The 20,379-nt window shown below is 61.9% G+C and carries 17 protein-coding genes; 10 read left to right on the top strand and 7 right to left on the bottom strand.

What is annotated here, in order from left to right:
• Positions 1-15 precede the first annotated feature (15 nt).
• Both smrA and JWZ97_RS09775 read left to right on the top strand, forming a co-directional pair.
• The gene (gene smrA / locus JWZ97_RS09780) at positions 16-612 is read left to right on the top strand and encodes a DNA endonuclease SmrA (RefSeq protein ID WP_205428371.1); all 597 of its coding nucleotides are present in this window, start codon (positions 16-18) and stop codon (positions 610-612) included.
• 196 nt (positions 613-808) lie between these two features.
• Positions 809-2,815: a cation:proton antiporter gene (locus JWZ97_RS09775; protein WP_205428369.1), complete on the top strand. Its 2,007-nt coding sequence runs from the start codon at positions 809-811 to the stop codon at positions 2,813-2,815.
• A 3-nt stretch (positions 2,816-2,818) separates the two neighbouring features.
• Here the strand turns inward: JWZ97_RS09775 and JWZ97_RS09770 are convergent, their stop codons facing one another.
• A complete protein-coding gene (locus JWZ97_RS09770; protein WP_205428368.1) occupies positions 2,819-3,616 on the bottom strand; it encodes a hypothetical protein in 798 nt (265 codons plus the stop codon).
• Positions 3,617-3,741: 125 nt separating this feature from the next.
• Here JWZ97_RS09770 and JWZ97_RS09765 point away from each other — a divergent pair, with 125 nt between their 5' ends.
• The 3 genes from JWZ97_RS09765 to tilS all read left to right on the top strand — a co-directional run bounded on the left by JWZ97_RS09765 (position 3,742) and on the right by tilS (position 6,921).
• Entirely contained in the window at positions 3,742-4,461 is a 720-nt protein-coding gene (locus JWZ97_RS09765; RefSeq protein ID WP_205428366.1) for a dienelactone hydrolase family protein, read from the top strand.
• A 39-nt stretch (positions 4,462-4,500) separates the two neighbouring features.
• A complete protein-coding gene (gene accA, locus JWZ97_RS09760; RefSeq protein ID WP_205428364.1) occupies positions 4,501-5,466 on the top strand; it encodes an acetyl-CoA carboxylase carboxyl transferase subunit alpha in 966 nt (321 codons plus the stop codon).
• 105 nt (positions 5,467-5,571) lie between these two features.
• On the top strand, positions 5,572-6,921 hold the full coding sequence (gene tilS, locus JWZ97_RS09755) for a tRNA lysidine(34) synthetase TilS (protein ID WP_205428362.1): 1,350 nt from the start codon (positions 5,572-5,574) through the stop codon (positions 6,919-6,921).
• Positions 6,922-6,960: 39 nt separating this feature from the next.
• Here tilS and JWZ97_RS09750 read toward each other — a convergent pair whose 3' ends face one another.
• Both JWZ97_RS09750 and fliL read right to left on the bottom strand, forming a co-directional pair.
• Positions 6,961-7,305, bottom strand: coding sequence for a phenylpyruvate tautomerase MIF-related protein (locus JWZ97_RS09750; protein ID WP_205428360.1), 345 nt, complete (start codon positions 7,303-7,305; stop codon positions 6,961-6,963).
• 21 nt (positions 7,306-7,326) lie between these two features.
• Entirely contained in the window at positions 7,327-7,728 is a 402-nt protein-coding gene (fliL, locus tag JWZ97_RS09745) for a flagellar basal body-associated protein FliL (protein ID WP_205428359.1), read from the bottom strand.
• A gap of 87 nt (positions 7,729-7,815) precedes the next feature.
• Here fliL and nagZ point away from each other — a divergent pair, with 87 nt between their 5' ends.
• The 5 genes from nagZ (at position 7,816) to JWZ97_RS09720 (ending at position 13,966) form a co-directional block, all read left to right on the top strand.
• Complete coding sequence (gene nagZ, locus JWZ97_RS09740; protein WP_240342302.1) at positions 7,816-8,844, top strand: beta-N-acetylhexosaminidase; 1,029 nt, start codon at positions 7,816-7,818, stop codon at positions 8,842-8,844.
• 11 nt (positions 8,845-8,855) lie between these two features.
• On the top strand, positions 8,856-9,404 hold the full coding sequence (locus JWZ97_RS09735; RefSeq protein ID WP_240342301.1) for a hypoxanthine-guanine phosphoribosyltransferase: 549 nt from the start codon (positions 8,856-8,858) through the stop codon (positions 9,402-9,404).
• 9 nt (positions 9,405-9,413) lie between these two features.
• Positions 9,414-10,148, top strand: coding sequence for an S-methyl-5'-thioinosine phosphorylase (locus tag JWZ97_RS09730; protein ID WP_205428357.1), 735 nt, complete (start codon positions 9,414-9,416; stop codon positions 10,146-10,148).
• Between the two features lie 2 nt (positions 10,149-10,150).
• On the top strand, positions 10,151-11,254 hold the full coding sequence (tgt, locus tag JWZ97_RS09725) for a tRNA guanosine(34) transglycosylase Tgt (RefSeq protein ID WP_205428356.1): 1,104 nt from the start codon (positions 10,151-10,153) through the stop codon (positions 11,252-11,254).
• Positions 11,255-11,467: 213 nt separating this feature from the next.
• Complete coding sequence (locus JWZ97_RS09720) at positions 11,468-13,966, top strand: bifunctional diguanylate cyclase/phosphodiesterase (protein WP_205428355.1); 2,499 nt, start codon at positions 11,468-11,470, stop codon at positions 13,964-13,966.
• A 41-nt stretch (positions 13,967-14,007) separates the two neighbouring features.
• Here JWZ97_RS09720 and dusA read toward each other — a convergent pair whose 3' ends face one another.
• From dusA to JWZ97_RS09700, 4 genes are all read right to left on the bottom strand, one after another.
• Positions 14,008-14,949, bottom strand: a complete 942-nt coding sequence (gene dusA / locus JWZ97_RS09715) for a tRNA dihydrouridine(20/20a) synthase DusA (protein ID WP_240342300.1) — start codon at positions 14,947-14,949, stop codon at positions 14,008-14,010.
• Between the two features lie 73 nt (positions 14,950-15,022).
• The gene (locus tag JWZ97_RS09710; protein WP_205428352.1) at positions 15,023-16,648 is read right to left on the bottom strand and encodes a glycosyltransferase family 4 protein; all 1,626 of its coding nucleotides are present in this window, start codon (positions 16,646-16,648) and stop codon (positions 15,023-15,025) included.
• Between the two features lie 280 nt (positions 16,649-16,928).
• Positions 16,929-18,851, bottom strand: coding sequence for a cytochrome c peroxidase (locus tag JWZ97_RS09705; RefSeq protein ID WP_205428350.1), 1,923 nt, complete (start codon positions 18,849-18,851; stop codon positions 16,929-16,931).
• A gap of 170 nt (positions 18,852-19,021) precedes the next feature.
• Positions 19,022-20,344, bottom strand: coding sequence for a selenium-binding protein SBP56-related protein (locus JWZ97_RS09700; protein ID WP_205434627.1), 1,323 nt, complete (start codon positions 20,342-20,344; stop codon positions 19,022-19,024).
• Positions 20,345-20,379: the final 35 nt, after the last annotated feature.

Below are 20,379 nucleotides of genomic sequence, written 5' to 3'. Positions count from 1 at the left end.
ATTCCAGGTGCGGCTATGAACGACGAAGAGAAAACGCTGTTTCTTCAGGAAATGGCCAATGTGCGGCCGTTGAAAAAAACGGCCGCCGAGAGCCCGCGGCGCGAGCGTGGGCAAGCCACGCCCGGCCAGGCTTATCGCCGCGAGGCGGCACAGCGCGGAGTGCGCGAGGAAAATTTCCTGCCCGCCGAATACATCGAACAAGTGGCCCCGGAGGCCGTCATCGGATTCCGCCGCCCCGGCATACAGCACGGCGTGTACCGCAGCCTGGAACAGGGGAAATACCCCGTCGAGGCGACCCTGGACCTGCATCTGATGACCATCGAAGAAGCGCGCGGCCAGGTATACCGATTCATCCACGATTGCATGCGCCACCAGATCCGCATGGCCTTGATCAACCACGGCAAGGGCGCGCGGCGCGGGCCCCGGCAGGCCGTCATCAAGAGCTGCGTGGCACGCTGGCTGCCGATGATGCCGGAGGTCATGGCTTTCCACAGCGCCCAGCGCTTCCACGGCGGCACCGGTGCCGTTTATGTGCTGCTGCGCAAGAGCGAGGAAGCCAAGGAACGCACGCGGGAAAGCTTGGGATTGAAATCCGAAAAGCGTGATTTCTAACCGGAGTTACTGATGTTACCGGCGCTCGCCGGGGGTTTTCCCGAGCGCTTTGGGGGCTGTTAACAGCGATCGGGAGCCCATGGATCACCCTGAGTTGCGCCCGTGGCATTCAACGGCCGCCGCAGCCGGATTTCTCATCTCCGGGAGGGGCGTGATTCAATGACCATCACGCGCGACGGACGACCTCTCACATCCTATGCATAATCTGGGTTTGCTCGACAATATTGCCGTCACGCTGAGCGTGGCGTTTCTGGGTGGATTGATCGTTCAGCGCATAGGCCTGCCCACCATCGTAGGCTATTTGCTGGCCGGGGTGGTCATCGGCCCGTTTACGCCGGGATATTCGGCCGATGCCGAAACCATCAACGAATTGGCCGAGCTGGGCATCATCTTCCTGATGTTCGGCGTGGGCCTGCATTTCTCCTTTGCCGATCTGTGGAAAGTGCGCGATGTGGCCATCATCGGCACCCTGGGGCAGATGCTTACCATGCTGGCGCTGGGATACGGATTGAGCCAATACTGGGGCTGGAATCCCAAATCCGGATTGGTGCTGGGCCTCGTGGTCTCCATCGCCAGCACCATCGTCATGTTGCGCGGCTTCATGGACCGTGGCTGGCTGAATACGCCGGACGGACAGGTCGCGGTCGGCTGGCGCGTCATGGAGGATATCGCCACCGTGCTCATCATCATGGTCATGCCCAATCTGGCGGATACCGGTGCGGCCGTGGATTGGCGCGCCCTGGGGCTCACCCTGTTGTCCGCGCTGGGCTTTCTGGTGATCATGCTGTACGCCGGAAAACGCTTCATTCCCTGGCTGCTGCTGCGGGTGGCGCACACCCGGTCCCGCGAATTGTTCACCCTGGCCATCCTGGCGATTTCGTTGGGCGTCGCTCTGGGTGCGGCGAAGCTGTTCGGCGTCTCCCTGGCCCTGGGGGCTTTCGTCGCCGGAGCGGTGGTCAGCGAGTCGCCGCTCAGCCATCGCATCGCGTCCAATCTGCTACCGTTCCGCGAAGCTTTTTCCGTGTTGTTTTTCGTTTCCGTCGGCATGCTGCTGGATCCCGGCTTCCTGGTGGAACATGTTCAGTCGATCCTGATACTGAGCAGCCTGGTGGTGTTCGGGAAGTTCCTCGTTTCCGGCCTTTGGGTCGTGCCGTTTCCGCGCCCGGCCAGTACCGCGCTGGTGGTCGCCGCGGGCTCCTGCCAGATCGGCGAGTTCTCCTTCATCCTGGATCAGAGCGGCCTGAACCTTGGCCTTCTGGACCAGGGACAACACTCGCTCATACTGGCCACCGCGCTGCTGTCCATCGTCGTCAATCCGTTCATGTTGCATGCCGTCGATCCACTGCGGCGTGGCCTGCGGAGCATCCGACCGTTGTGGCGCTGGCTGGACCGCCACGGCTCCACCCAGGTTCCGGTCGAGGACTCGGTAGCCGATCACGTGGTGGTGGTCGGTTACGGGCGGGTCGGCTCACACATCGTCGATGTGATGGGAGGGCTGGGCATACCTTATCTGGTTATCGACGCCCAGATCAGCCGGATCGAAAAACTGGCGAAAAAAGGTGTGCCAACCCTGTTGGGCGACACGGCGAATTCCGACATCCTGAGCCATGCGGCATTGCCCCGTGCCCGTCTGCTGGTGGTCACCCTGCCTGAAGAAGCCGCCACCGAGCTGACGGTCGCCGCAGCGCGGGATCTGGCGCCCCAGCTTCCCATCATCGCGCGGGCCGCCACTCGGGACGGGGTGAAGCGGCTTTCCGAGCTTGGCGCGCAACTGGTGATCCATCCGGAGCTGGAAGGCGGCCTGCAAGTGCTGCGGCACACCCTGCTGCAACTGGGGTTTCCCCTCCATGACGTCCGGCGTTACGCGGACACGGTGCGCCACGAGAACTACAGCGCCCTGGTCAAGCCGCTCGGAGAGCATACCCTGTTGCGCGATCTGCTGGATGCTTCCGAATTGATCGACATCGCCTGGCGCAAAGTGCCCGAGGATAGTCCCCTGGTCGGCAAAACGCTGGGCGAAGCGGCCTTGCGTAGCAAGACCGGCGCCACCCTGGTGGCCATCAAGCGTGGAAGCGACCTCATGGTCAACCCGACGACGCAGTCGGAGTTTCGACCGAAAGACCGCCTCGGCCTACTCGGCAACCCGGAACAGCTGGAGGCGATGGATCGTTTGTTGATCGCGCCGTCGACAGGCAAGCAGTGAGTTTTATTCCCCGGGCATGAGCCGGGGATTTACCGCTGACTTTGGCAGCACACCCCAGCCCAGACCGGCCACCAACGCGGTGATGTCTTCGTAGGCATGCACCGAGAGTTCGGCGTGGGAGGGCTTGCCTTCCTTGCGCAAGCCGCATTCGATCAATATCGCGCGCAGATATTGCAGGCTGTGTACCGGGTGGGTGTTCATGTCGCTCATCAGGTAATCGAATTTGTCGGCGAAGGTGGCGTCGTCCAGGTAGGGCGTGGCCAGCCCCCGTTCGACGGTGTCCTGGAGCCGCAGGAAAAACCCGACCTGGCCTCGGTGTAGTTCGGGATCGTGGTTGAATTTCCAGGCATGTTCCAGGTCGTGGACCATGAAGGCATAAGCGTTGGGCTTGCCCAACATCGGTTGCAGCAGGCGGGGAAATTCGGAAAAGATCGTGACGGGGCGGATACCCGTGGTTTGCATGCCAAGAACTTCGCGGGGCGAAGGTATGCGTTCACATAAACGCAGCGGCCAATCGTTCCGCAGCCAGGCGCAAAGCGCCGCGGTCACGTTCGGTATGACGCCGAGAAACTGATACTGCCCCAGGCACTCGCTCAGTCGGGGAGACACGTCGTCCGCATCCTGCCACTGCCGCAGCCACAGCGGGATGTCGGGCCGGGGCGTTTGCTTGGATTTGCGGGCCGCGCAGCGAGTACCGTTCAGTTCGACCTGCCAGTGCAGAAAATAAAGCCCGGCGTAGGCCGCGTCGGACAATTCGCCCGCGCGCCAGCGCCGGGTGGTCGAAGGGAGGTCGGACAACATGGTGTGGATGGCTGGAAAACGTTCGGTATGATCGTATCATCGTAAGCGACCGGTGGTTCCAGTGATTTGTTTACGGGGACCGATTTCACGACGCCGATACCCAAGACAGATCAAGGAGAAACGGGATGACCGTGCAAACCCGAACCGTTAGCTATCAACATGAGGGGACCGCGCTGGAAGGTTTTCTCGCCTGGGACGATACCCAAACTTCGCCGCGCCCCGCGGTGATCGTGTCGCACGCCTGGGCCGGCCGAGACGAGTTCCCTTGCGACAAGGCGCGGGCATTGGCGGAGCTGGGCTACGTCGGCTTCGCCCTGGACATGTACGGCAATGCGGCGGTGGGCAACAGCGCGGAGGAAAACTCCCGGCTGATGGGGCCGTTCATGGCCGACCGCAGCCTGTTGCTGGGGCGTATCACCGCGGCCCTGGAAACGGTGAGGCGGCAGCCCGAAGCCGACCCCGAGAGCATCGCCGCCATCGGCTTCTGCTTCGGCGGACTCTGCGTGCTGGACTTGGCCCGCAGCGGCGCCGACCTGCGCGGCGTGGTGAGTTTTCACGGCTTGCTGAATCCGCCCGAGCCGGCTCCCAATGCCCGGATTCGCGCGAAGGTCCTGGCGCTGCACGGCTGGGACGATCCCATGGGGACCCCCGATCAGGTGTTGGCCTTCACCCGTGAATTGACCGAAGCCGGGGCGGACTGGCAGTTGCATGCCTATGGCCATACGGTTCATGCCTTCACCAATCCGCGCGCCAACGATCCCGCGTTCGGTACGGTGTACAAGGCGTCCGCAGACCGCCGGTCATGGGCGGCGATGCGGGATTTCCTGCAAGAGGTGTTAGACTAATGCCCCTTTTTCGTACAGCCCCGCGTGCCCGTATAGCCTATGGATCTGAAATTCCTGGATTTTGAACAGCCTATCGCCGAGCTCGAAGCCAAGATAGAGGAACTCCGCAACGTCGGTTTCGACAACGAAATCAATATTTCCGAGGAAATCGAGAAGCTGGAGGAGAAAAGCAGCAAACTGACTGCCTCGATATTCTCCAAGCTTTCCGCCTGGCAAATCTCCCAGATCTCCCGCCATCCCCAGCGTCCCTACACACTGGATTATCTCGGGCTGATGTTCGACGACTTCCATGAACTGCACGGCGATCGCGGGTTCGCCGACGATCCGGCCATCGTCGCCGGGGTGGCGCGCCTGGACGAATTTTCGGTCATGGTCATAGGCCACCAGAAGGGCCGTGACACCAAGGAAAAGATTTATCGCAACTTCGGCATGCCGCGCCCGGAAGGTTATCGCAAGGCCTTGCGCCTGATGCGACTGGCGGAACGTTTCCGTTTGCCCATCCTGACCTTCATCGATACGCCGGGCGCCTACCCCGGCATCGGCGCGGAAGAGCGCGGGCAGAGCGAGGCCATCGCCCGCAATCTGTTCGAAATGTCCAAGCTCAGGACCCCCATCATCTGCACGGTAGTGGGCGAGGGCGGTTCGGGCGGCGCATTGGCCGTGGGTGTGGGCGATCGCCTGCTGATGCTGCAATACAGCACCTATTCGGTCATCTCGCCGGAGGGCTGCGCTTCCATCTTGTGGAAAAGCGCGGACAAGGCCGAACTCGCGGCCGAGGCCATGGGCATTACCTCGGGCCGACTGCAGGAGTTGAACCTGATCGACGAAATCGTGCCGGAGCCTTTGGGCGGGGCGCACCGCGATCGCCAAGCCACGGCCGATGCGCTCAAGTTCACGCTCAAAAAGCATCTCGCGGAATTGCAGTCCCGGTCCATCGAACAATTGTTGGATAAACGCTATGAGCGTTTGCTGAGCCATGGCGTTTTCGAGGAAAGCGCTGCCTGAGCGGCCACGCAGTTCGCGCCCTGCTTCGGAGAAACCGCCGGCAACGGCGGTTTCGGCGTTATGGCACCCGGAAATCGACGAGTTCCGTATCGTGAGGCGTTAGGCATGGCACCGACCGTAGCCGAGTTCGGCGCCCAACTGGCACTCGCTCCGCCCCCCCGACGTTACCTCATCGCCTACAGCGGCGGACTGGATTCGCACGTACTTCTGCACTTGTACAGCCGGCTCCGCGCGACCTGGGCGGAGCCGCCGGGCTGCCAGGTCCTGCACGTACACCACGGCCTGCAGGACGAAGCCGATGCCTGGGTCGAGCACTGCGCCCGTGTCTGTCGGGAATTGAGCCTGCCTTTCCAGTCCCTCTACGTGGACGCCCGAGCCCGTCAAGGAGACAGCCCGGAGGAGGCGGCTCGCGACGCACGCTACCGCGCCTTGCAGGATAGGGTGGAGGACGGCGACGTCCTGCTGATCGCCCAGCACCAGGACGATCAGGCCGAAACCCTGCTGCTGCAATTGCTGCGCGGCGCCGGCCTGGCCGGTTTGGCCGCGATGCCGAAATGCGCGCCCTTCGGTTCGGGCTACTTGTTGCGTCCCCTGCTGGACTGGCCCCGCACCGCGCTGCAGGAATATGCCGAAGGGCAGCAACTGCGCTGGATCGAGGATCCGAGCAATGCCGACGCGTCCTACGATCGCAATTTCCTTCGATTAAGCGTGATTCCCCTGTTGAAGGCACGCTGGCCCGCCGCCAGCAAGACGCTGAGCCGCAGCGCGGGCCATTGCGCCGAGGCTTTGCATCGCCTGGAACACCTGGCCCGCGACTTGTACCTCGTGGTCCTCAATGAAGACAAAGTGACCCTCAGCGTGTCGCGCCTGCTCCAACTGGAGCAGGCCGATCGGCGCTGGGTGCTCAGGCAATGGCTGCGCGAGCGGGGCTACAGGCTACCCGCGGCGGCCGCGCTGGAGCGTCTGGCGGGCGAAATGCTGCTCGCCCGGGAGGACAAAATGCCGGTGGTGGCTTGGCCGGAGGGGGAGGTGAGGCGTTATCGCGACGCGCTTTATCTGCGGGCGCCGGCAGCGCCGCAGGATACGGCGGCGGTTATGGAGTGGAACGGTACGAGCGCGCTGGAATTGCCGGACGGCAACGGTATCTTGGTCGCGAGATCTTCCGGGGAAGGCGGTATCGCGCTGGATGCCTGGCGGTCGGCGCGGATCACCGTACGCTACCGCCAGGGCGGGGAGGTCTGCCGTCTGCCGGGCCGGGCCGGTAGCCACGCCTTGAAGAAGTTGCTGCAGGAGGCGGGTATCCCGCCCTGGGAGCGAACGCGCTTGCCTTTGATCGAATTGAATGGAGCGCTGGCGGCCATCGCCGACCGCTGGGTGTGCGACCCCTTTCAGGCGGCTCCCGGGCGGCCGGCCATTAGGATCGAATGGGAGAGTAAGGGCGGAAGCGGGCTTTAGCCCATGAATGCCGCAGTCCGAAAACGCTCCCGGCGGGGATCAGAACGTCCCGCCGTTCCAGCCCCAGGCCGATCCCTTGACGTCGGTGAACTCGATATAAACCCGCGCCGGATCGATGTCGGCCTGTTCCTGCAGGAGCGAGGACAGCACCTTGGACAAGGGGCGGATCGCCACGCTGGGCAGGCCTATGCTTTTCAGTTCCAGATAGGCGGCCGGTTCGTCGGTGCCGGCGAACAACAGGTTCTGGCCATCGTTCAAGGCGACCATCACATAGCTCTCTGGCTTGTTCAGTTCCTTGGCGACCCGTTGCGAAGCCAGGGCGGCTATCCGTTTGGACTGCTCCTGCGGAAGGCTGCGATTGATTTGTATCTTGAGATAAGGCATGGCGATGGCTCCCGTGTTGACTTATTGCACCATGAAATCGGTGAAGAACAGATCCTCGAATCCCTTGCCGGCCTTGTAGTGCTCCAATACCTTGGCCACTTCCGCCTTGGCCTCATTCCGCAACTTCTCGCGCTCCTCGGCCGTCGAAATTTGTTCGGGGTTGCGTCCGCTGAACAGCATGATCAGGGCATGTCTGAGCGCCGGCATGTTCGTTTTGATTTTTTCGGCGACCGCGTAGTCCGACACCAGCAACTGGATTTCCGCTCGTAGGTAGTGGCGCCGGCCTTCGAGGTTGACGATGACCGATTCCAGTTTCACGTATTGCGGGCCCTCGGTTTCGCTTCCCGATTTCTTGCCTTCGGCAGCCTGAGTGCCGGAGGACATGGCCAATAACAGTGTCAGAATACCGAGAAGTTTGCGCACACCTCGCTCCACATCGTCTATCCCGGGCGCCGGGAGCGACCGATTATAGTTTAAAATGCCGGTTTTCCGTCCACAGCCGCCGCCTGCATGACTTCTCCAGCCCAACTCGGTCCCGTGATGTTCGATCTACGGGAGGCCACACTCGCGCCCGACGAAAAAGAACTACTGAAGCACCCCGCCGCCGGCGGCATCATTCTGTTCACGCGGAATTTCGTCTCGCCCGAACAGGTGAGCGGCCTGATCGCGGATATCCGCGCGGTCCGTCCCGAGTTGCTGATCGCCGTCGATCACGAAGGCGGCCGGGTGCAGCGTTTCCGTGAAGGTTTCACCCGCTTGCCGCCCGCCGCCGCATACGCTCAGGCTTGGTCCGGCGAGCGCCTGCGGACGGCGCTGGAAACGGCCGGCTGGCTGTTGGCCGCCGAGCTGCGCGCGGTCGGCGTGGACTTCAGTTTCGCGCCGGTGCTGGACGTGGACTGCGGCGTCAGCGAAATCATCGGCGACCGCGCATTTTCGCGCGATCCGCAGGAAGTGGCCGATTACGCCTCGACCTTCGCGTCGGGTCTGCGTCGAGCCGGCATGGCCGCTGTAGGCAAACATTTTCCCGGACACGGAGCGGTGGCGCTGGACTCCCATCTCACGTTGCCGGTCGACCCGAGGCCTTATGCCGAGATCGAAGCCCGCGACCTGCTGCCTTTCCAGGCTTTGATAGCGCAAGGGCTGGAGGCCGTGATGCCTGCCCATGTGGTTTATAGCGCGGTCGATTCCCGGCCGGCCGGTTTTTCGCCCTACTGGATAAAGACGGTGTTGCGCGAGCGGCTGGGCTTCGACGGCGCGGTGTTCAGCGACGATCTGAGCATGGAAGGCGCGGCCGGCGTCGGCGGTTATGCCGAGCGCACCCGGCTGGCGCTGGAGGCCGGCTGCGACGTGGTTTTGGTCTGCAATCGCCCGGAAGCGATCGCCGAGGTACTGGAGTCGGCGGCGAGTCATTCCAGCCTGCCCCGCCAGGACCGGCTGGAGCGCTTGCGCGGCCGATACGCAATCGACCGCACCGAACTGCTGCAGAGTTCGGAGTGGCGGCAGGCGGTTGCCGCCCTGGCCGAGTTGGCGACTCATTGAAGGAATAGATGATGAATCTGATAGCAGAAGTCCGCCGTGTGGAAGCCGAAGCGGAGTTGATCTATGGCGAAGCCGAGGTGGAAGCGGCAATAAGCCGCACCGCTACGGAAATAAGCGAGCAACTGGCCGACCAGAATCCGCTGGTGCTGGCCGTGCTCAACGGCGGCATCATCTTTGCCGGCAAGCTGTTGCCCCGCCTGAACTTCCCGCTGCAACTGGACGCCGTCAACGCCAGCCGCTACCGCGGGGAAACCCAGGGCAGCCATATCCAGTGGCTGCTCAAGCCCAGCCACCCGCTGAAAGACCGCGCCGTGCTGCTGGTCGACGACGTGCTCGACGAAGGCGTCACACTGGCCGAGCTGATCGCTTATTGCCACGAGGAAGGAGCCGCCTCGGTCCACGTCGCCGTGCTGATCGACAAGCAGATCGGCCGTGAGCGGCCCTGCGAGGCCGATTTCGTCGGCCTCAAGGCGCCCAACCGCTACCTCTTCGGCTACGGCATGGACTACAAGAACTACCTGCGCAATGCGCCGGGCATCTATGCCTGCAAACATCTTTAAGGAGACTGCATGAGCCTGCTGGCCATCATAGGCGGTACCGGCCTGACCCGGCTGCCGGAATTCGAAACGCAGCGCCGCCAGCCGGCGAATACCCGTTGGGGCGTGCCATCGGCCGAGCTGACTTTCGGCCGTTTGCACGGTCGCGACATCGTATTCCTGGCGCGCCACGGCGATAGCCACACCATTCCGCCGCATCGCATCAATTACCGGGCGAACATCCAGGCGCTCAAGGATGTGGGCGTGACGGAAATCGTGGCCTGTGCGGCGGTCGGCGGCATCCGGTCGGACATGGGGCCGGCCAGGCTGGCCGTGCCCAGCCAGATCATCGACTACAGCTACGGTCGGGCCCACACCTACTTCGAAGACGACTTGGATCACGTCACCCACATCGACTTCACTTTTCCCTATACGCCGCAACTGCGCGAACGCCTGTTGGACGCCGGCCAGCAGGCGGGCCTCAGGGTCGTCGACGGCGGTGTCTACGGTTGCACCCAGGGTCCGCGTTTGGAGACGCCGGCGGAAATCACCCGCATGGAACGCGACGGCTGCGACCTGGTCGGCATGACCGGCATGCCGGAGGCTGCGCTGGCCCGCGAGGCCGGCATCGATTATGCCTGCGTGGCCGTGGTGGCCAACTGGGCAGCCGGGAAGACCAGCGAGGAGATCACCATGGCCGAGATCGAGGCCCATCTCGCCCGCGGCATGGCCGACCTGGCCAGCTTGCTCCAGGCCTTTTTGAGTTGAGCATGGAATACCAGTTGCACAACACCGACGGGCACGCCCGTCGTGGCACCTTGCGCTTCGCGCGCGGATCGGTCGAAACGCCGGCCTTCATGCCGGTCGGCACCTACGGCACAGTCAAGGCCATGACGCCCGAGGAACTGAAAGACCTGGGCGCCCAGATCATCCTCGGCAACACCTTTCATCTGATGTTGCGGCCCGGAACGGACATCATCCGCCGGCACGGCGATTTGCACGATTTCATGCACTGGGACGGCCCCATCCTCACGGACTCCGGTGGTTTCCAGGTATTCAGCCTGGGCGAGATGCGCAAGATCACCGAGGCCGGGGTGAAATTCCGCTCGCCGGTGGACGGCAGCCCGGTGTTCATGGGGCCGGAAGAATCCATGGCCGTGCAGCGCGAACTGGGCTCTGACATCGTCATGATCTTCGACGAATGCACGCCTTATCCGGCCACCTACACCGAGGCGCGAGTGTCGATGAAGCTCTCGCTGCGCTGGGCCGAGCGCAGCAAGACCGCGCACGGCGACAATCCGGCGGCCTTGTTCGGCATCGTCCAGGGCGGAGTCTACGACGAATTGCGCAGCGAATCGGCCGAAGGCCTGAAGCGCATAGGCTTCGACGGCTACGCCATCGGCGGGCTGTCGGTCGGCGAACCCAAGGAAGACCGCCAGCGCGTGCTGGAAACCGTGTTGCCGCAGTTGCCCAAGGACCGGCCGCGTTACTTGATGGGCGTGGGTACGCCGGAAGACATCGTGGAAGCGGTACGGCTGGGCATAGACATGTTCGACTGCGTGCTGCCCACCCGCAACGCGCGCAACGGCCATCTGTTCACCCGCTTCGGCGCGGTGCGCATCCGCAACAGTCGCTATCAGGACGACACCGGCCCCTTGGACCCGGAATGCGGCTGCTACACCTGCCGCCATTACAGTCGGTCCTATCTGCGTCACCTCGACCGCTGTGGGGAAATCCTCGGCGCCCGTCTCAATACCATCCATAACCTGTATTACTACCAGGAGCTGATGCGCGGGCTGCGCGAGGCCATCGCTTCGGGCACTCTGGATGCCTACGTCGCCGATTTCTACGCCCGTCGCGCCGTCGACGAATAAGCCTCCCGCCGAGCAGGTTGCGGCGGGCGGATGCCCGCCACAGCCACGATAGACCCTTCATCCGAAACATTTACGTGCGTCCCGGAACGTGATCGGCCGTCCTCGTTCCGCAGGCGCTTAGGGTAATCCCCTGCAAAATGCGTGAATAAAGGATATGCTTACACGGAACCCGCCTCGATAGTTTCCAGAGTCCTTGGAGGGCGTTCCGTGGCCATGTCCACAGCAGACTTGCAAAGCAGCGCATCTGCCGTCCTTGAACCGATGGGGACGGAGGTGTTCGATGTCGAAAGCGGCCGGGCTCTGATGGATCATATGCTCAACGGCCTGGCTTATTGCCGCATGATCTTCCGGGACGGCGAGCCCAGCGACTTCATTTATCTCTACACCAATCCTGCGTTCGAGCGACTGACCGGGCTGAAACAGGTCATCGGTCACCGGGTTACGGAAGTCGTCCCGGGGATACGCGAATCCGATTCCCGGCTATTCGAGGTATACGGCCGGGTGGCCAAAGGGGCGCCGCCCGAGCAGTTGGAAATCTTCGTGGATTCCCTGGGGCATTGGTTTTCGTTGTCGGTCTACAGTCCGCAGCCGGAGCATTTCCTGGCTGTGTTCGACGTGATTAGCCAGCGCAAACAGGCCGAGCAGGCCCTGTCCCTCGCCTATGAACGCCTGGCCCTGGCCCAGCGCGCCGCGATGGCAGGCTCTTGGGACTGGGACATGGTGGCCGGTCAACTGTATTGGTCGGATGAGCTATTTCGCCTGTTCGGCCTGGACGCGCAAAAGGACACCGCCACCTTCGATACGTGGCGTCACCTGCTGCATCCGGAAGACAGGGCGCGGGCCGAAGAACGGGTATGCCAGGCGATACGTACCCAGAGTCCGCTCGAAAATGAATATCGCATCGTCTTGTCTTCGGGCGACATACGGTGGATCCGCGCCTGCGGCGACACCCTTTACGACGATCGGGGGACCCCCCGGCGCATGGTCGGCATCTGCCTGGATATCACGTCGAGCAAGAACCGCGAGATTGCGCTGAGCGAAAGCGAAGCGTGTTACCGCATGCTCGCGGAAAATTCTCACGATTGGGTCTGGGCGATCGATCTCGCAGGGCGTCTGACTTACAGCAATCGCCGCGGTGCAGAGGTACTGGGATACGCCGAAGAGGATTTCGCCAAGCGGGATCCGGTCGACTTGTTACATCCCGAAGATGTTCCGCTTTATCGGGGCACGCTCGCGAGGGCCATCGCGGAAAAACGGGGCTGGAAAAATGTGGATTTTCGCTGGCGTCAGTCGGACGGCCAATACCGCGTGCTGGAATCGACCGCTTCCCCGTTGCTCGAGGGGAACGGAGAACTGTGCGGTTTTCAAGGCATGGACCGCGACATCACGGCCCGAAAGCAGGCGGAAATACAGGTCTGGCAGGAGGCGAACTACGACCATCTGACCGGCCTGCCCAATCGCCGCTTGTTATACGACCGCTTGCGTCAGGAGGTCAGGAAGTCCCGCAGGGCGGGGAACTCGGTTGCGGTGTTGTTCATCGATCTCGATCGCTTCAAGGACGTCAATGACACCCTGGGTCATGAGGTCGGCGATGCCTTGCTCAAGCAGGCCGCGCATCGGTTGACCGATTGCGTACGAAGGACAGATACGGTCGCCCGCTTGGGCGGAGACGAATTCACCATACTGCTGAGCGAACTGGACGGCGCCGAATATGCCGAACGCGTGGCGCAACAGTTGGTGAGGGCGTTCTCCGAACCGTTTACGCTGGGTGAAGAGCAGGCCTACGTGACGGTCAGCATAGGCATCACGCTGTACCCCGAGGATACCGTGGACGCGGAGCAACTGCTCAAGAACGCCGATCAGGCGATGTATAGCGCGAAGCAGCGCGGGCGCAACTGTTACCAGTATTTCACGCCGGCCCTGCAGGAGGCCGTTCTCGAAAGGGTGCGCCTGGCCAGGGAACTGCGGGGCGCGCTCGACAAGGGAGAATTCGCCTTGAGCTATCAGCCCATCGTTGAACTGGCGACAGGAAGGATACGCAAGGCCGAGGCCCTGATCCGCTGGAAGCATCCCGAACTGGGCATCATCGGCCCGTCCAAGTTCATCCCCATCGCCGAGGAAACGGGCCTCATCAGCGACATCGGAGACTGGGTATTCCGCGTAGCGGTTCAACAAGTTGTGCGTTGGCGCAGCGAATTCGACGACCAGTTCCAGGTGAGTATCAAAAAATCGCCGGTTCAATTCCGCAACCGGCAGAGCGGCTATCGCGCATGGTTCGACCATTTGGAGGAGCTGGGTCTTCCGGGGGGATGTCTCATCATCGAAATCACCGAAGCTTTGCTGTTCGATGCCGGAATCTCCCGCACCGAACATCTGCAGGCGTTTCGCGCCGCCGGAGTGCAGATGGCTATCGACGATTTCGGCAGCGGCTATTCCGCTCTGTCGAATCTGAAGAAATTCGACGTCAATTATCTGAAAATCGACCGGGCCTTCATCGGCGGGCTGGCGTCCGATTCCGAGGAGCGGGTCTTGTGCGAAGCCATCATCGCCATGGCTCACAAGTTGGGACTGCAGGTCATAGCCAAGGGAGTGGAAACCCCGGAGCAGCGGGATTTGCTGCAGACGGCCGGGTGCGATTACGGCCAGGGTTATCTATTCGCCAGGCCGGTTCCGGCGGATGAATTCGAATCCTTGCTGCAAGCGGGGCGCTGAACCGCGGATTCACTGGCCTGGAGCATAATCCGAGGTTTCGATCACCCGTGTGGCCCGCACAATTCCTCGGCGCGCTTCAATACGTCGATCCCTGCGCCCGCTTTGTGGGCGTTCTCGCTGATGTGACGGCGCCAGCGGCGGCCGCCCGGCGTGCCATGGAACAGGCCCAGGATATGCCGGGAGATGCTTTGCAGGCGAACTCCCTGGCTGAGTTGGCGCTCCACGTAGGGAAGCAAGGTGTGCAGAATCTCGTGCCGGGTCGGTACAGCATGCTCGTCGCCGAAGATCTGGCTGTCGGCCTCGGCCAGGATGTAAGGATCGTGGTAGGCGGCACGGCCTATCATCACGCCGTCGAAATGCTCTAGATGGGCCCGCGCCTCGGCCAAGTTCTGAATGCCGCCGTTAAGCACGATGACCAAGTGCGGAAAATCGCGCTTGAGTTGCCGGGCCACATCGTAACGCAGCGGCGGTATCTCACGGTTCTCCTTCGGCGACAAGCCTTGCAGCCAGGCTTTGCGGGCATGGATGATGAAGGTGTTGCAGCCCGCGAGGGCCACGGTGTCGACGAAGTGGGCCAGTTCCTGGTAGGAGTCCCGCTCGTCGATGCCGATGCGGGTTTTCACCGTTACCGGCAGGCGGGTGGCGGCCTGCATGGCGGCGATGCAGTCGGCGACCAGTTTCGGTTCGGCCATCAGGCAGGCGCCGAAACGGCCGTTTTGCACCCGATCGCTGGGGCAGCCCACATTCAGGTTGACCTCGTCGTAATTCATGGCTTCGGCGATGCGGGTCGATTCGGCCAGCGTGGCCGGATCGCTGCCGCCCAGTTGCAGTGCCAGCGGTTTTTCGGCCGGGTCGAATCCCAGCAGCCTTTCCCGGTCGCCGCGCAGCACCGCGCCGGTGGTCACCATTTCGGTGTAGAGCAAGGCGTGGCGGGAAATCTGGCGCAGGAAATAGCGACAGTGGCGGTCCGTCCATTCCAGCATGGGGGCCACGCTGAGACGGTGAGGGGGCAGGTGAACTTCGTTCAAAGGATCGACTAAGAAGGTCTGCCGACGGTCAGAGGAACACGCGTGCCGCGACCAACGCGAAACCCGCGTTGGCGCCGTACCACAAGGCATGGGCGGGGAGCCCGCCACGGCGCTTCACGTATTCGACGCCATATAACATGACGGCCGCTTCCAACGCCAGCCGCGCGGAATTTTCGAAGGTCGGCATGTAAGCGGACGCCAGCAGTATGAACATGACTAGATAGTCTGATGTGCTCAGGCTGAAGTATTCCCGGCCGGAATAACGGACGCCGACAGCCAACAGGAGGGCGAGAAGGAGGAAAAACCACTTCAGCCGGCTCTGAAATTCCGCCAATTCGGCGCCCGTCTGCGTGTTGAGCAGGTATATCATCAAGATCGCGCCGGTATAGATGATCAGGCTGCGCAGCCGCGAACTCATGGAGGGCGACGCGAAGAATCTCAGGGTCGCCCCCAGAATCAGGATGGCCAGGCTCAGATAGCCGAGGTCGGGGGTTCGGGTGTTGATCTTGAGTGCTACCACGATCAGAAAACCCACGATCAGCAGCGTCACGCTGTAATACGGATATTTGTTGAGCCACTGCCGCTGCTGTAATTCCCGTACGCCGTGTGCGAGCCAGGATACGCGGTGGTGGCCCTGCCAACGGTGCAGGCGCCAGCGGAGCCGGGTGCCCAGTGGGTGCATGGCGATCAAGGCCAGCGCCAGCGCCGCATAGAAGCCGAGTATCAGCGCCGCCGACTCGTAACGCAGGACGTAGGCCGCGCAAACGAAAACGGCCTGCAGCGAATAGATGGCCAACACGGCCTCGTAGTGATCCAGCCCCAGATCGAGCAGCCTGTGGTGAAAATGGTTGCGGTCGGGTTTGAACGGCGAATGCCCTTTGAGTATGCGCTGCGTCATCACCGTCAGGGTATCAACGATGGGTAGGCCCAGTATCAGCAGGGGCAATTCCGGCGGCAGCGCGGTATTCGCCGTTTGGGTCAGCCATATCGCGAGCACCCCCAGACTGAAGCCGAGAAACTGGCTGCCGGTATCACCCATGAATACCACGGCGGGATGGGTGTTGTAACGCAGAAATCCGAGGATCGAACCGCCTATCGCCAAGGACAGCAAAATGACTTCGCTCGCATCGGCGGGAGCCGCCAGGGCGATGATGCAGGCCAGGCTGAGCAGGCTCACGCCGCCCGCCAGCCCGTCCAGGCCGTCGGCCAGATTGACGGCGTTGGTCATGCCCAGTAGAAAAAATACGGTCAAGGGTGCGGACACGAGATTGGGCAAATCTTCGCAACCGGGGAAGGAAAGCCGGTCGATCAGCAGGTCGCCGGGGAGCACCACGGCCAGCACCGCCAGGAATTGGCCCAGGAACTTGATCTTGTAATTCAGGTTGGCGCGATCATCCCAAATCCCGAATGCCGCGATGATCAGGATGCCGAGCAAAAACAGTTTCGGCCCGCTATCGAAACCCAGCCATGCGCCTATGGCCGCCACCGTGCCCAGCACCATGCCTATTCCCCCTATGCGTGGAATGGCGCCTTTATGGACCTTGCGGGCGTCGGGGATGTCGACCAGTTTCCATCCTGCGGCCAGCCGTATCAGTATGGCGACCAGCACCATGGAGACGAAAAGCGCCGTTAAGAATATCGAGTAATAAAACATGCAGCCCTAGTCGTCATTACGCATTAAATTTTTCTTATCACACCAGCAAATATCCTGCCGAAAGTAGGGATGGGCATCGGTCTATAGGCTGGCAAGGTTCGGCGGGTCTGTCAGGGAGGATGTAGATATGTTTATCAACCCGGTAGGGAGGATAGGCGATGTGCCGCGATGAGCGCGTGATTTATATCACATCCCGTTGTCGGGAATATGTCAGAAAGTTGCCTATAAATGATCGCCAGTCACCGGCGATTGATCACGCAACCGGTGTCGTCCCGGAGCTTCAATCCGCGTCTCCGATGGGCGCGGCATAGGCGTCTTCCACCAATGTCCGGATGTTGTCTCCGGTCAGCGACTGCAAAAAAGCAACGAGCGCGTCGATTTCGCTGTCGCTCAAAGCCGACGGCGTGATCTTCGGATCCAGGTTCGCGTTCGCTTCCCCGCCCCGGCTGTAGAACTCCACCACATCGCGCAAGGTGCCGAACGCGCCGTTGTGCATGTAGGGGGCGGTCAGGGCGACGTTGCGCAGAGTAGGCGTCTTGTATTTCCAACGATCTTCGGGATTTTGGGTGATCTCGTAGAGGCCCAGGTCATTGGGTTTGACTTCTCCTACCTGGACGATGGTTTTCTCGTCCACATCGAGCGCGATTCCCGGCGCCACCTGCACGCGTTTTTTTTCGGGTTCCTTGTTCATGCTTTCCTTAAAACCCACGCCGGTATTGTGCATGCGATGGTCCGTGAACAGGGCATGGCCGGAGCCGAGGGTGTGACACGCGGCACAGCCCGCCTTGCCGGTGAACAGCGCATAGCCGGCTTGTGCCTGCGGCGACAGTGCGTCTTTTTGCTTGCCGTAATGCCAGCGGTCGAAAGCTGAGTCGCCCGAAATCAGGGTGCGCTCGTAACTGGCCAGCGCCTGTCCCACGGTCTCCATGTCGGCGCCGCGGCTGAAGGCTTTTTCGAACAGTCCGCGGTAATCTGACAGGCTCTTGATCTTGTCGATCACGAAGCCGACCGACGGATTGGCCATCTCGTTATGCGCCAGCAAGGGCCCCCAGACCTGGTTTTCCAAGCTGGATTCGCGGCCGTCGTGGAACAGTTTCTCCTGATAGCCGACGTTGTACAGCGTCGGCGAATTGCGCCGCACAGTCCTCCCTTCGATGCCGATGGCCGTGGCCTGCTCCTGGCTGGTAAAGCCTTGCTCCGGGATGTGGCACATGGCGCAGGAAAAAGTGTTATTGAGGGAAAGTCGGCGGTCGTAAAACAGCTTGCGGCCCAGGAAGATCTTTTCGCGGGTCAGCGGATTGTCTTTCGGCACAGACAGTTTCGGCAGTCCGAGGACCGGCCTTTGCGCGAACCGGTAAAGATCGGCCGCTTTGCCTCGTCGATGGGGAAGGGCGGTCGAACGGGTTCGATAATCGCCGCGCTCATAACCGGTTTTGTCGTCCCCCGGGCGTAGCAGATCGGCGGGAGCGACTGAAGTGGAGGGACTTAAGGTGAGGGCGGCTTCATTCTGGGAAGCTTCCAGTATCAGCGTCTCCAGATCCGCCAAGACCAGATCCGGATGCAGTACCGAAACCGTGTAGATGTTGCGTATTTGCTTCTGCCGGTCGATCAGAAACACCCGCAGCAGATGGGAAAACTTGCCGGTGTATCGGCCCTGCTCGTCGACCTCCTTGTCCACGGACTGCTGATAGTTTTCGAGGATGGGCCGTATCTCCGCTTCGGAACGGGTCGTCAGGAATCGCCATTCCACGCCGCTGCCCTGAAAGCCCTGCGCATAGCGGGCCATGACTTCGGGTGTGTCGTGCTCGGGGTTGAAGCTCAAGGTCACCAGGCGAAGCTTGTCCGCTAGCTCGGCCCGGTCTTGCAGGGGCGATTTGATCTTCTGCAGGACCGTGGTCGCCAAGGGACAGCCGTTGACATCGTCGCAGGTGGCGTAGATGAAACTCAACAGAACGATCTTGTCGCCGTAGAGTTGGTGCAGTTGCAGTGATTTGCCGTCCGTTCCGACGACTGCGCCGTCGGCGGCGTGGCCCATTTTGGCAAGGCTGTAGCTGCCGGGTTTGGGCGCCGGGAACGGTAGGGGCCGGTGAGCCGGGGCCAGGGCATCGCCCGATGATGGGCTCAACTCGCCGGCGGCAGTCCCGCCAAAAAATGCTATGGCCAGGCAAAACGACAGCTGAGCGACGACACGGATCATGTTCATCACTCTACCGGTGCGAGTGTGGCTGCGAGCGCATTCAGGTCATCCCGATCGGGTACTTATGAGCGCGGATCTGCGGCCGGGATTCGAAGACGAATTGGTGCGGGAGCTGGGTTAGCACGCGCGGCGATACCCAGGTATCGCCGCGCTTTGAGCATCTCACCCGCCGTATGTTATTTCGAGGCGAGGTTCTCCGAGGTCGGCTTGCCGGCCAGGCCGGAATACAAGGCATGCGCGCCGAAGCGCATCTGGTGCGGGCGGCCGAGCTTTTCGGCGGTGAAGTCGATTGTGAATTGCTCCTTAAGCTCCTTGCCGTCCCAGTGGTAGAGCTTGAGGAATTGCTCGTTGTCCTTGCCTTTCTTGTCCCAGTTGGCCAGTAGCGAGCTGGTGTAATAAAGCCGCTTGCCGTCCCAGCTCGACGACACCATGTTGACCTGGGCGCCAATGTGCTTCTCGTAAACCTGTTTGGGCGCGTGCGGGTTGGAGATGTCGAAGGCGCGGGTGTTGCCGTCCATGAAGGTATTGACCCACAGCAGCTTGTCGTCGTTGGAGATGGAGATGTCGACCGGCAGCGGCACCTTGGACGGGTCGCCGATGTCGGCCACGGCCTTGGCTTGCCATTCGCCCTTGTCGTCTTCGTAGATCAGCCAGATCTTGGAGGTGAGCGCCGTGGTGGTGAAGCAGTAGTTGTGCGTCTCGCCCCAGGCGCAGCGGATTTCCAGCGGGGCGCCGGGTACGTCGAAGACCTTCTTGGGCTGTTTGGTGTGCAGATCCCAGGTCACCACGGTGTTGCCGAAATGCTTCATGGCCTCGGCATCGGTCAGCATCTTGCCGAAATCCATCATGTAGTTGTTCCAGCCGGTGAATGAGGACGTGACCAGCAGGTTTTTGCGGGGCAGGGCGCGCACGTCGTAGTCGTAGCCGTCGGCGTATTTGCCGGTCTTGATGGCGCCGCGCAGGTCGCCGTCGGTGGGTATCCAGTGGGTGGCGATGTAGCCGCCTTCGTTGCTGTATTCGACCAGGGCGGTGCGGCCGCCGTGATCCTTGTTGTTGGAAAGGCCGGTGATGATCATGCGGCCGGGCAGGGCATAGATGGTGTGCGGGCCCACCACGCCGCCGCTCTTGGCGACGAAGTCGGTGATGGTGCGCACCAGCTTGGGCTTGGCCGGGTCGGACTTGACGTCGAAGACGAAGATCTTGCTGGTATCCAGGCCGCCGGCCCAGAGGTATTGGCGGTCGTCGGTGAAATCGGAATGATGCGCCTCGTTGCGTCCGCCCACCGACAGGGTGCTGACGATCTTGCCGTATTTTCCCGATTTCGGGTTCACGTCGACGGTGACCAGTTTGTCCTGTTCGTCGCCCACGCCTTCGGCACCCAGGGTCCAGACATAGACGTAGTCTTCCTGGCCGGTGATCTTCTTCATGTAGGGCGAGGCGCAGGTCTCGTCGGCTTGCACTCCTGTCGGTAGAGTCAATGCGCCGACCGCCAGGGTCATGGCGCAGCCGGACAGGAGTGCCCTAATGCTATGTT

Source organism: Methylococcus sp. EFPC2 (genome assembly GCF_016925495.1).
Classification (GTDB): Bacteria; Pseudomonadota; Gammaproteobacteria; order Methylococcales; family Methylococcaceae; genus EFPC2.
This window is presented reverse-complemented; position numbering and strand designations above follow the sequence as displayed.